The 11228-nt window shown below is 41.7% G+C and carries 13 protein-coding genes and 5 tRNA genes; 16 read left to right on the top strand and 2 right to left on the bottom strand.

The features are described 5' to 3' along the window. Positions 1–15 precede the first annotated feature (15 nt). The 5 genes from O3646_RS10010 (at position 16) to O3646_RS09990 (ending at position 476) form a co-directional block, all read left to right on the top strand. A tRNA-Gly gene (locus O3646_RS10010) sits at positions 16–87 on the top strand. Positions 88–94: 7 nt separating this feature from the next. Then, positions 95–180 (top strand) — tRNA-Leu (locus O3646_RS10005). A 19-nt stretch (positions 181–199) separates the two neighbouring features. Next, positions 200–273, top strand: a tRNA-Arg gene (locus O3646_RS10000). A 36-nt stretch (positions 274–309) separates the two neighbouring features. Continuing rightward, positions 310–383, top strand: a tRNA-Arg gene (locus O3646_RS09995). Positions 384–402: 19 nt separating this feature from the next. Then, a tRNA-Pro gene (locus tag O3646_RS09990) sits at positions 403–476 on the top strand. Between the two features lie 103 nt (positions 477–579). Here the strand turns inward: O3646_RS09990 and O3646_RS09985 are convergent. Further along, positions 580–1113, bottom strand: a complete 534-nt coding sequence (locus O3646_RS09985; RefSeq protein WP_003005798.1) for a DUF402 domain-containing protein — start codon at positions 1111–1113, stop codon at positions 580–582. Between the two features lie 95 nt (positions 1114–1208). Continuing rightward, positions 1209–1991: a recombination regulator RecX gene (recX, locus tag O3646_RS09980; RefSeq protein WP_070450246.1), complete on the bottom strand. Its 783-nt coding sequence runs from the start codon at positions 1989–1991 to the stop codon at positions 1209–1211. 37 nt (positions 1992–2028) lie between these two features. Here recX and rlmD point away from each other — a divergent pair, with 37 nt between their 5' ends. The 11 genes from rlmD to O3646_RS09925 all read left to right on the top strand — a co-directional run bounded on the left by rlmD (position 2029) and on the right by O3646_RS09925 (position 11069). Next, positions 2029–3381: a 23S rRNA (uracil(1939)-C(5))-methyltransferase RlmD gene (rlmD, locus tag O3646_RS09975; protein ID WP_223346174.1), complete on the top strand. Its 1353-nt coding sequence runs from the start codon at positions 2029–2031 to the stop codon at positions 3379–3381. A 32-nt stretch (positions 3382–3413) separates the two neighbouring features. Continuing rightward, on the top strand, positions 3414–3647 hold the full coding sequence (locus O3646_RS09970; RefSeq protein WP_003005810.1) for a DUF1858 domain-containing protein: 234 nt from the start codon (positions 3414–3416) through the stop codon (positions 3645–3647). Continuing rightward, positions 3647–4993 (top strand): DUF438 domain-containing protein, encoded by a 1347-nt coding sequence (locus tag O3646_RS09965; RefSeq protein WP_371610828.1) that lies wholly within the window; start codon positions 3647–3649, stop codon positions 4991–4993. Before O3646_RS09970 ends, O3646_RS09965 begins: the two co-directional genes overlap by 1 nt. A gap of 2 nt (positions 4994–4995) precedes the next feature. Further along, positions 4996–5250, top strand: coding sequence for a DUF1912 family protein (locus O3646_RS09960; protein ID WP_013903179.1), 255 nt, complete (start codon positions 4996–4998; stop codon positions 5248–5250). A gap of 180 nt (positions 5251–5430) precedes the next feature. After that, positions 5431–5778 (top strand): helix-hairpin-helix domain-containing protein, encoded by a 348-nt coding sequence (locus tag O3646_RS09955; protein ID WP_003011968.1) that lies wholly within the window; start codon positions 5431–5433, stop codon positions 5776–5778. A 110-nt stretch (positions 5779–5888) separates the two neighbouring features. Next, positions 5889–6062: a hypothetical protein gene (locus O3646_RS09950; protein WP_223346172.1), complete on the top strand. Its 174-nt coding sequence runs from the start codon at positions 5889–5891 to the stop codon at positions 6060–6062. Continuing rightward, on the top strand, positions 6046–6633 hold the full coding sequence (locus tag O3646_RS09945; RefSeq protein WP_371610827.1) for a flavin reductase family protein: 588 nt from the start codon (positions 6046–6048) through the stop codon (positions 6631–6633). Before O3646_RS09950 ends, O3646_RS09945 begins: the two co-directional genes overlap by 17 nt. Continuing rightward, positions 6611–7171 carry a GNAT family N-acetyltransferase gene (locus tag O3646_RS09940; protein ID WP_195486985.1) on the top strand — a complete coding sequence of 187 codons (561 nt, stop codon included), beginning with the start codon at positions 6611–6613 and terminating at the stop codon, positions 7169–7171. The genes O3646_RS09945 and O3646_RS09940 overlap by 23 nt, the downstream gene beginning before the upstream one ends. Further along, on the top strand, positions 7171–7749 hold the full coding sequence (locus O3646_RS09935; RefSeq protein ID WP_070594361.1) for an AAA family ATPase: 579 nt from the start codon (positions 7171–7173) through the stop codon (positions 7747–7749). The genes O3646_RS09940 and O3646_RS09935 overlap by 1 nt, the downstream gene beginning before the upstream one ends. After that, the gene (locus O3646_RS09930; RefSeq protein ID WP_070594362.1) at positions 7742–10393 is read left to right on the top strand and encodes a valine--tRNA ligase; all 2652 of its coding nucleotides are present in this window, start codon (positions 7742–7744) and stop codon (positions 10391–10393) included. Before O3646_RS09935 ends, O3646_RS09930 begins: the two co-directional genes overlap by 8 nt. A 73-nt stretch (positions 10394–10466) precedes the next feature. Then, on the top strand, positions 10467–11069 hold the full coding sequence (locus O3646_RS09925; protein ID WP_371610826.1) for a hypothetical protein: 603 nt from the start codon (positions 10467–10469) through the stop codon (positions 11067–11069). Positions 11070–11228: the final 159 nt, after the last annotated feature.

Raw genomic sequence — 11228 nt, 5'->3', positions numbered from 1 at the left:
TATAAAGAAAGCAATGCGAACGTAGTTCAGTGGTAGAACACCACCTTGCCAAGGTGGGGGTCGCGGGTTCGAATCCCGTCGTTCGCTTGAGGAGGCCGGGGTGGCGGAACTGGCAGACGCACAGGACTTAAAATCCTGCGATTGGTAACGATCGTACCGGTTCGATTCCGGTCCTCGGCATAGACAAAGGTTGAAAGAAGCACCCTTAGCTCAACTGGATAGAGTACCTGACTACGAATCAGGCGGTTAGAGGTTCGACTCCTCTAGGGTGCATGGTCGCAAGGCTATGTAATAATTGAATAGGAACGAGCACCCTTAGCTCAACTGGATAGAGTACCTGACTACGAATCAGGCGGTTAGAGGTTCGACTCCTCTAGGGTGCATAAAGCGGTAGCTTTAGATCGGGAAGTAGCTCAGCTTGGTAGAGTACTTGGTTTGGGACCAAGGTGTCGCAGGTTCGAATCCTGTCTTCCCGATAGTGTATAGTGTATCGAAAAAGTCTAATGGTTGACATTAGACTTTTTTGTAGTTATTTTTTTATTAATTTACAAGAAAAAAGAGCTTGCGCTCTTTCCAACTTTATTTATTTCGCAGTTCAACATAACGGTTATACCAAATTTTGATATATTCCTCAGAAAAGGGACCTTTGTTTTGGTTTATCCAATCTACTAGAACCTTAACATTTTCCTTTAAAATAAAGTCGATGTCATCTGAATAGTGCATTTTTTCTTTATGCTGCTCGTATTCTTCAACATCTAACAATTTTTTTTCACCATTGGTAAAGACCTTGACATCGAGATCATAGTCGATATATTTTAAGGCTTCTTGGTCAATGTGAAAAGGACTTGCTAGGTTACAGTAGTAAGACACACCATTGTCACGGATCATGGCGATGATGTTAAACCAATATTTTTTATGGAAATAAACGATCGCTGGTTCACGTGTGATCCAACGTCTACCATCACTTTCAGTCACAAGTGTATGATCATTTACTCCAATAATTGCATTTTCGGTTATCTTTAATACCATGGTGTCACGCCATGTACGGTGTAAACTGCCATCATGTTTATAACTTTGAATTGTAATAAAGTCGCCTTCTTTAGGTAGTTTCATAACTTACCAACTTTCTACAATCTAAGTATATCCTCTATATTGTATCATATTTTTTCAAATTTTTTCTTATTTTTCTATTTAATTTTCAATTTGGTTTATGAATCTAAGTATTCTCTAATGGCTGACGTTATATCACTATAATCGTAGCCTTTTCTGGCTAGTGCCTGAGTCAAGCGTTGTTTGAGTTCATAGCCTTCATATTTTTTACTGTATTTACGGTATTGTTTTTCTAACTCTTTTAGAATGAGCTCATTGGTTGTTTCTTCATCTGTTTCGAGCTCGAGATTTTGGAATGCTATCTTTGCTTGATTGTAAGCAAAACCTTTTGAAATGAGTGCCTGGATGATTTTCGTTTCAATGGCTTTTAACGGATATTTTCCTTGGTATTTTTTTAGGAGTTTTATTGCGGTACGGTCGATCACTTCTGAAAAATCATAGACTGCAAGAATTTCTTGAAGGATAGATTTTGGGATCCCTTTTTGTTGAATTTTTTGTTGTAATAAGAGAGGGCCCTTATCGCCACTGAGAAGGTTGGCCTCTATCAGGTTTCTTGCATATTGACGATCATCTAACCACTTGTCTTCTTTTAGCTGTTGGACCACTTTATCAATAATGCCACTATCAATCTCATATTTTGTCAGGTAGTCTCGGACTTCTTTTGTTGTTCGAGCTTTAAAAGAAAGATGGTAAAGGGCCAGGTTTTTACCATAGGAGTATTGAGCAAACTCTTGGATTTCTTTTAGTTCCTCTTCACTGATTTCTTTATCTTTAGAAAGAAAATATTTGACGATGGTGTCTTCTGTAATATAAAGTTTTTGATCATTGTCTAATTCCAGGAGGTAGAGTCTTTTTTTCTTTTCTAGTTTTGTAATTTTCATGTTTTTATTATACCGAAAAATGTGTTAAGATAGGGATATGAACGTTAAAGTAAAACAAAAAATTCCTTTGAAAATTAAACGAATGGGAATTAACGGAGAAGGGATTGGCTTTTATAAAAAAACACTTGTCTTTGTGCCAGGCGCTTTGAAGGGAGAAGATATCTTCTGTCAAATTACAAGTGTTAAGAAAAATTTTGCGGAAGCCAAACTCCTATCTGTGAACAAGGCGTCTAAGTTTCGTGTGACGCCCATGTGTGATATCTATGAGACCTGTGGTGGCTGTCAAATCATGCATTTGAAGTATGATAAGCAGCTGGAGTTTAAGACAGATTTATTACAACAGGCCTTGAAGAAGTTCTCACCTGAAGGATTTGAACAGTATGATATTCGGCCGACAATTGGAATGCAGGAGCCGCTTTACTATCGGGCAAAATTGCAATTTCAAACTAGGAAATTCAAGGGCCAGGTGAAGGCGGGCCTCTATGCCCAAAATTCACATTATTTGGTGGAATTAAAGGATTGTTTGGTTCAAGACCCGGATATTCAAGCTATCGCCAACGATCTAACGGATTTATTGACCTATTATCAGATTCCGATTGCTGATGAGCGTAAAGAACTGGGTGTCAGAACCATGATGGTTCGACGGGCTCGGAAGTCTGGGCAGGTTCAGATCATTGTGGTTACTAGTCGTCAGATTAATGTAAACAATTTGGTGCAAGACTTGGTCACGAAACACCCAGAGATTGTCACAGTTGCTGTTAACAAAAATACGTCTCGATCCAGTGAAATTTATGGGGAACAAACGCAGATTATTTGGGGAGAAGATGCCATTTTGGAAGGTGTTTTGGATTATGAATTCTCCCTGTCTCCTCGAGCCTTTTACCAGTTGAATCCGGAACAAACTGAAGTATTGTATAGTGAGGCTGTCAAGGCTCTAGATGTTTCTCCAGAGGATAACCTGATTGATGCCTACTGTGGGGTTGGAACGATTGGGTTTGCTTTTGCTAATAGAGTGAAAAGTGTTCGGGGGATGGATATTATTCCTGAAGCGATTGAAGATGCCAAATACAATGCTAAACGGATGGGATTTGAGAATACCCACTATGAGGCTGGTACAGCAGAAGAGATCATTCCTCGCTGGTACCAAGAAGGCTATCGGGCTAATGCTGTGATCGTGGATCCACCTCGTACGGGCTTGGGTACAAAATTAATCGAGACCTTGTTGCACTATGCACCTGAAAAGATGGTCTATGTCTCTTGTAATGTCTCTACTTTGGCACGGGATTTAGTGTCTTTGACAAAGGTTTATCAGGTTGAATACATTCAATCAGTGGACATGTTCCCCCATACTGCACGGACAGAAGCAGTTGTGAAATTAGTGAAGAAGTGAAAATGAACGAAATGAGTAAAGGAAATAGGAAAATGGACAATGTTATTGATGTATCGATTCCAGTGGCTCAAGTCATTGATCAACATCCGGAAGTATTGGACTTGTTGGTGGAGTTGGGCTTTAAACCTTTAGCCAATCCGATCATGCGCAATACAGTTGGGCGCAAGGTTTCCTTGAAACAGGGATCAAAATTAGAAGGCACTCCTATGGAGAAGATTGTGCGAACACTAGAGGCTAATGGCTATGAAGTAGTGGGGCTAGACTAATGAGTGATGAACGAATTCATGTTTTAAGAGATATCTTATTAGAGCTTCATCATGGAGCTTCCCCTGAGTCGGTTCAGGAACGGTTTGATGCGACTTTTGCAGGGGTTTCTGCGATTGAGATCTCTCTTATGGAGCATGAACTGATGAATTCAGATGCAGGGGTTACTTTTGAAGATGTTATGGAGCTTTGTGATGTTCATGCCAATCTCTTTAAGAATGCTGTTCAAGGGGTCGAAGTGGCAGATACAGACCATCCAGGTCACCCGGTTCAGATCTTTAAACAGGAGAACTTAGCCCTTCGAGCCGCTATGATGCGGGTCCGTCGCTTGCTAAACAATTATGAGACGACTGAGGATCCTGAGATGATTCAGGAGATTCATAAGGGCTTGTTACGTCAGCTGGGCTTGGTGGGTCAATTTGACCGGCATTACCGTCGTAAAGAAGAGTTGATGTTTCCGATTATGGAAAAATATGGGCATGATTCCCCACCAAAAGTGATGTGGGGAGTGGATGACCAAATTCGAGAACTCTTTGCGAAAGCTTTGGATGCGGCCAAAAAATTACCGGATTCTAGTATTTCTGAAGTCAAGGAACGCTTTGAAGCCTTTGCGCAAGAGTTTGAGGGCATGATCTTCAAGGAGGAGTCGATCCTCTTGATGATTTTGCTGGAGTCCTTCACCCAGGATGACTGGCTCTCCATTGCAGAAGAAAGTGATGCTTATGGTTATGCCATTATTCTCCCAAGTGAGAAATGGGTGCCGAAACGCGTGGACTTCAAGGAGGACGCGTCGAAAGAGTCAGAAGGTTCAACTGAACCGCTTCCTTCTTCAAATGGAGAAGAGCACCGTCAGGTCATTGAGACTCCTGAGGGACAATTGACCATTACCTTCACGCCTAAGAAAAAAGAAGAGAGCTTCGATCGCAAGCAGCCACAAGCTTTTGGTCATGGATTTTTATCGGTGGAGCAAGCGAATTTAATCTTGAACCAGTTACCAATGGAGATCACCTTTGTCAATAAGGATGATATTTTCCAATATTACAATGATGCTGCGCCTTTTGAGGAAATGATTTTTAAGAGGACGCCATCGCAGGTAGGACGCAATGTTGAGCTGTGTCACCCACCGAAATATTTGGAGAAGGTCAAAGCCATCATGCAGGGGCTTCGTGAAGGGAAAAAAGACAAGTATGAAATGTGGTTCAAATCAGAATCGCGTGGGAAATTTGTCCATGTCACCTATGCAGCAGTGCGTGATGAAGCGGGAGACTTTCAAGGCGTCTTGGAATATGTTCAGGACATTCAACCTTATCGAGAGATCGATACGGATTTTTATAGAGGAATGGAGTAAAGATGAGCTACGAAACAGAGTTTATGAAGGAGTTTGAGGAGTGGATCAAGACCCAAGTCATGATCAATGAAATGGCTCTCGAAGAAAGTAAGAAGGTTTTTGATGAAGACCAGGATGAGCGAGCTAAAATAGCCATGATTCGCTATGAAAGCCGTTTGGACGCTTATCAGTTCTTGCAAGGAAAGTTTGAAAATTTCCATGCTGGAAAAGGATTTCATGATTTACCAGATGGCCTCTTTGGTGAAAGAAAATATTAAAATGGCCTTATTGAAGGCGTTTTACTAGCTAGATTTACCTGAAAATTGAGCAATGACTTGATTTTTTAGGGGATTGTGATACAATAAAAAAGTTGAAATGACATCAACGGATTTTTGAATGGAATGATAGTGATGAAACCTTGTTGCCTTAGGAATTGATCACTGAATTTAGGAGGAAAAATGGCAAAGAAGAACGTAAACCGTGCGAAACAATACAAACATCAAAATAGACATCTTTTGAAAAAAGCTGTCGCAACTGTAACTGCAGCTGTGAAAGAAGCACCTAAAAAAGTTGAGAAAGCTACAAAAGCAGTAGCGAAAGAAGTGAAACAAGCGGCTTCTTCAGTGGAAGAATTTGCTGCAAGTTTGGAAGGTGTGGCACTTGATCGTGCGCAAACATTCTATGATGAAGGTATTCGCTCTGTTGCGGACTTCGCAAACTGGACAGAAAAAGAGTTGTTGGCCCTTAAAGGAATCGGCCCAGCTACAATCAAGAAATTGAAAGAACTAGGCGTTAAATTTAAATAATCGCTTTTATGATTTCTTGCTATTTCCAGGAAAACTTGCTAAAATGAACCTATTAGAGGTGTTTTGAATCCCACATTTTACAGAAAGTGGCGGTGCTGAGAAGTCCACAAATGTGTCAAAACTGGTTGCTAATGGATGAAAATGAAATAAACAAAGATGCGGGCTTTGCCCGAACTTGGGTGGTACCGCGGATCAACACATTCGTCCCTGTCAGATTGATGACAGGGGCGATTTTTCTTTTTGCAACCCTGGCTGAAGGAGCTTGTCATGAAACAATCTTTTAACACTAGTAAACTCTACTATGGCTTTCCGATTTTCATCTTGGGGTATCAGGACCAGAACTTTGGGTACAATATCACAACCTGCAGTTCCTCTTATAGCCTGGGAGATTGGCTGGTCATCGGGGTTGGTGCTGAGGAAAATGCGGCTGACCAGATTAAGCATTATCAACAGTTCAGCGTGAACATCCCTGATGAAAACTTTATGCTTGAGATGGAGCAGGCTGGTTTTATCAGCCATCGGGAGAAATTGAAACACCTGGGGCTTGACTACGAAATTTCTGAACGGACTCAGGCTCCGATTTTAGAGGCTTGTCCAGTCGTATTGGACTGTCAGGTAGATCGGATTATCGAGGAAGATGGCATCTGCCATATCTTTGCTAAGATTCTCGAACGACTGGCCGATCCAGAGCTCTTAGATGACAAGGGGCATTTTAAAAATGACCGTTTTGCGCCGACTTACTTTATGGGGGACGGCCATCAGCGCGTTTATCGTTATCTAGATGACCGAGTCGATCCCATGGGAAGCTTTATGAAGAAAGCGAGGAAAAAGAATGACAAGAGCAACATTACCTGAACGAATCGAAACGGAGCGTCTAGTCTTACGAGTCCGAACAGTGGCGGATGCTGAGGACATCCATGCCTACGCCAGTCTTCCAGAAGTCTCTTACCCAGCAGGCTTCCCACCCGTCAAGACCTTGGAAGATGAGATTTATTATCTAGAGCATATCCTTCCCGAGCGCAATCAAAAAGAAAATCTTCCAGCTGGTTACGGCATTGTGGTCAAAGGAACCGATAAAATCATTGGCTCTGTTGACTTCAACCATCGCCACGAAGACGATGTGCTGGAGATTGGCTATACCTTGCACCCAGACTATTGGGGCCGGGGTTATGTACCCGAAGCAGCGCGTGCTTTGATTGATCTAGCTTTTAAAGAATTGAACCTTCACAAGATAGAATTGTCTTGCTTTGGTTACAACCTTCAAAGTCAACGAGTCGCGGAAAAGCTTGGCTTTACCCTTGAAGCTCGTATCCGAGACCGCAAAGATGCTCAAGGTAACCGCTGTGACAGTCTGATATATGGATTGCTGAAGAGTGAGTGGGAGGTGGATTGATGCATATTTTCATCATTGGAGCTCCAGCTTCAGGGAAAATGACCATTGGTCAGGAACTTTCGAAACTCACCGGTGCGACTCTCTTTTTCAACCATCAACCAATTGATTTCGCACTCGAAATCTATCAGGATTTTACGGAAGAAATGTGGGAATTTGTTCGTAGCGTTAACTTTTCTTTTCTTGGAACAAGCGCCAGGCATCATCGGTCGGTGATTTTAACAGGCGTAACTGATTTTTCAAATCAATACCATTTGATGTATTTGAAGGACATTCAAGATTTGTTAAATGAGTATCATCAGCAGATTCTTTTTGTTGAATTAGAAACGTCTCTGGAGGAGCGATTACGTCGAAATCGGACAGAGAATCGGTTGAAATACAAACCCTTGAAACGGTATGTTGAGGTATCTGAAAGAGAGATTTTAGAGACTGATAAAACGGATCAACTTAATTCCCAAAAGCAACCGAGTGGTCTTTACCACTACCTTAAAATTGATAATACGAATCTGTCCGCAGAAGAAGTTGCAAAGCAGATTCAAGAAAAAATGAAAACAATAGAGAAAGGACACACACATGTCTAAAGAACTTTCACCTAAATATAATCCAGCCGAGGTTGAGGCTGGTCGTTACCAAAAATGGCTTGATGAGGATGTTTTCAAGCCTTCAGGCGATAAAAAGGCTAAGCCTTACTCAATCGTTATTCCACCGCCAAACGTAACTGGTAAGCTTCACCTTGGTCACGCTTGGGATACTACTTTGCAAGATATCATCATCCGTCAAAAACGGATGCAAGGTTTCGACACGCTTTGGCTTCCTGGTATGGACCATGCTGGGATTGCCACTCAAGCTAAAGTAGAAGCGCGTTTGGCTGAAGATGGCATCTCTCGTTATGACCTGGGCCGTGAAAAATTCCTTGAGAAAGTCTGGGAATGGAAAGACGAATATGCGACGACTATCAAGGAACAATGGGGCAAGATGGGGCTCTCTGTAGACTATTCTCGTGAGCGTTTCACCCTTGATGAAGGGTTGTCAAAAGCCGTTCGTAAGGTCTTTGTAGAGCTCTACAAGAAGGGCTGGATCTACCGTGGTGAATTTATCATCAACTGGGATCCAAAAGCTCGTACAGCCCTTTCTGATATCGAGGTTATTCACAAGGATGTGGAAGGTGCCTTCTACCACATGAACTACATGTTGGAAGACGGTTCACGTGCCCTTGAAGTAGCAACAACACGCCCTGAAACTATGTTTGGGGATACAGCCGTAGCGGTTAACCCAAATGATGACCGTTATAAAGATTTGATTGGTAAAAATGTTATCTTGCCAATCTTGAACAAGCCAATCCCAATTGTTGGAGACGAACACGCAGACCCTGAATTCGGTACTGGTGTGGTGAAAATCACTCCTGCCCACGACCCGAATGACTTCTTGGTTGGTCAACGTCATAATCTTCCGCAAGTGAACGTTATGAACGATGATGGTACCATGAATGAATTGGCTGGTGAATTCAACGGCATGGACCGCTTTGAAGCTCGTAAGGCTGTTATCAAGAAGTTAGAAGAAATCGGTGCGCTTGTTAAGATTGAGAAGATGACCCACTCAGTTGGTCACTCAGAGCGTACTGGAGTTATGGTTGAGCCACGCTTGTCTACGCAATGGTTCGTGAAGATGGACCAATTGGCGAAAAATGCTATCGCAAACCAAGATACAGACGACAAAGTAGAATTCTACCCACCTCGTTTCAACGATACCTTCCTTCAATGGATGGAAAATGTCCACGATTGGGTTATTTCTCGTCAGCTCTGGTGGGGTCACCAAATCCCTGCCTGGTACAATGCTGAGGGTGAAATGTACGTCGGCGAAGAAGCCCCAGAAGGTGACGGATGGAAACAGGATGAAGACGTCTTGGACACTTGGTTCAGTTCTGCCCTTTGGCCATTCTCAACTATGGGCTGGCCGGATGTCGACTCAGAAGACTTCAAACGTTACTTCCCAACGTCAACCTTGGTTACAGGTTACGACATCATCTTCTTCTGGGTGTCCCGTATGATATTCCAATCATTGGAATTCACAGGTCGTCAGCCATTCCAAAATGTCCTTATCCACGGTCTCATTCGTGACGAGCAAGGACGCAAGATGTCGAAATCTCTTGGTAACGGTATCGACCCAATGGATGTTATCGAGAAATACGGTGCTGATGCCCTTCGTTGGTTCCTTTCAAACGGTTCTGCACCAGGGCAAGACGTGCGCTTCTCTTATGAGAAAATGGATGCTTCATGGAACTTCATTAACAAGATTTGGAACATCTCTCGCTATATCCTTATGAACAATGAAGGTTTGACCTTGGATGTGGCGCGTGAAAATGTAGCTAAAGTGGCTGCTGGTCAAGCAGGTAATGTCACAGACCGTTGGATTCTCCACAACCTCAATGAAACCATTGGAAAAGTTACTGAGAACTTTGACAAGTTCGAATTTGGTGTGGCTGGTCACATCCTCTACAACTTCATCTGGGATGAGTTTGCGGACTGGTATGTTGAGTTGACTAAGGAAGTGCTTTACAGCGACAATGAGGACGAAAAAGTCATCACTCGTTCGGTTCTTCTTTACACCTTGGATCAAATCTTGCGTCTCCTTCACCCAATCATGCCATTCGTAACTGAGGAAATCTACGGCCAAATCTCTGAAGGAACGATCGTGACTGCTGAATACCCAGTGGTTCGTCCAGAGTTTGAAAACGAGGAAGCAGCAGCTGGCGTTGAAGCTCTCAAAGATGTGATTCGCTCCGTTCGTAACTCACGTGCAGAAGTGAACGTAGCGCCAAGTAAGCCGATCACTATCTTGATCAAGACAAGCGACAGCAAGCTCGATGCTTTCTTTAATGATAATGTCAACTACATCAAACGCTTCACAAACCCAGAACACTTGGAAATTGCAGCAGATGTAGAAGTTCCTGACTTGGTTATGTCAAGTATCATCACAGGCGCAGAAATCTACTTACCACTCGCTGATCTTCTTAATGTCGAAGAAGAATTGGCTCGCCTTGAAAAAGAATTAGCCAAATGGCAAAAAGAACTCGACATGGTTGGTAAGAAACTTAGCAACGAACGCTTCGTAGCCAATGCCAAACCAGAAGTCGTCCAAAAAGAACGCGACAAACAAGCCGACTACCAAGCGAAGTACGACGCGACCGTAGCACGGATTGATGAGATGAAGAAACTCGTTAAATAAACACAGAAACACGGCGGTATGCCGTGTTTTTTGGTATAATTGTGGTTGAGAATATTTTAGAGAGATAATTTTAATGACTACTCATCATAAGAATACAAATGCAACTTCCTCTGCGTTTGGTTGGGATTTTCAATATAATCTAGCGTTATACTTAGTTATGGATCAAGACCTAACTCAAGTTGAAAGATTTAAAGTTGAAGGTCTAACAGAAGATATTGAGATATACTTCCGTAATAAGGAACCAATTTATATACAAGCTAAAGCTCAGGAAAATCCGTATTCAAACTCTACGACTAATCAACATTTGACTAATGCTATTAATTCTTTAATCAATGCTGTGAATAAGGTGAATGAGAAATATAGCGAGGTCATTTATGGAAATAACATTGAAATTCCTATAAGAGCAAATAAATATCCAAATTTATTTCAAGGATCTAGGGTAAATTTACGTTATGATGAACTTCCTGATACTCATAAGAAAAAACTTGATTCAATATTTAATAAAACAAATGTTGCAATTGATTTTGAAAAATTGAAACAAAATATTCACATCCTAAAAATCACTTTCCATGGGAGTGATGATGAAACACGTTATCGACTTATTAGGGAAAAAGTGATCAATCGTTTAGATGAAATTGGTTTTCCAAGGTTTAAAGCAAATTTAAATTTTTTCTAATTTGCAAAACGAGTTTAAAAATAATGCATCTAAAAGAATAGCTTTAACCATAAAAGATTTAGGGTGGCTGATAATTCTGTATAGCATTAATATTGAAGAGAGCACGGTTTATGAATTATTTGATATTCCCAAGATTAATGAAATTAGTTTGAAGACAGA

This window comes from Streptococcus sp. 27098_8_148, assembly GCF_041432105.1.
In the GTDB taxonomy this organism is placed as follows: domain Bacteria; phylum Bacillota; class Bacilli; order Lactobacillales; family Streptococcaceae; genus Streptococcus; species Streptococcus parasanguinis_AE.
The sequence above is the reverse complement of the archived record's forward strand: the minus strand, read 5'-3'. Positions and strand labels throughout refer to the sequence as shown.